Genomic DNA, 464 nt, shown 5'->3' on the forward strand with positions numbered 1-464 from the left:
TGGTGAAGCCATCTTTTAGCGACGTCCAAGGGGTGGCCTCCAATCTTGCGGACCTAATAAGCATCGTCATCGCGCCTCACGAGCCTGCGGCAATCCCCGGCAAGAGCGGGTTCTCTCTTGAAGGCCCTACCATTTTATGCGGCGAGCAATCGGTCAACGGACTTGCGCTAGTCTTCCATGAGCTGGCGACCAATGCGGCCAAATACGGGGCGCTGTGCGGCGACAATGGCAGGGTGGACATTGGCTGGCAGATCAAAGGCGACGACCTGAGCATCACTTGGAATGAAGTGGGGGAGAGAGAAATATCCTCCCCTCCTGCTTCCAAGGGCTTCGGCAGCACGTTGGTGGAGGCGACTGTGATCCGGCAATTCGGCGGTACCCTCAACTATGACTGGCGACCGACCGGTTTATCAGTGAACATCATCTTGCCATTGTCCCGTCTCGCACAGTAGCACCGTCCAGCT

1 protein-coding gene is annotated in these 464 nt (G+C 57.5%); it reads left to right on the forward strand.

Annotated features, from left to right (window positions below):
- The coding region (locus AC6CIG_RS29715; protein WP_498324388.1) for a sensor histidine kinase at window positions 1-452 on the forward strand (452 nt) is incomplete at its 5' end.
- Window positions 453-464: the final 12 nt, after the last annotated feature.

The sequence above is a fragment of the Sinorhizobium sp. GQ132 genome, from assembly GCF_059758575.1.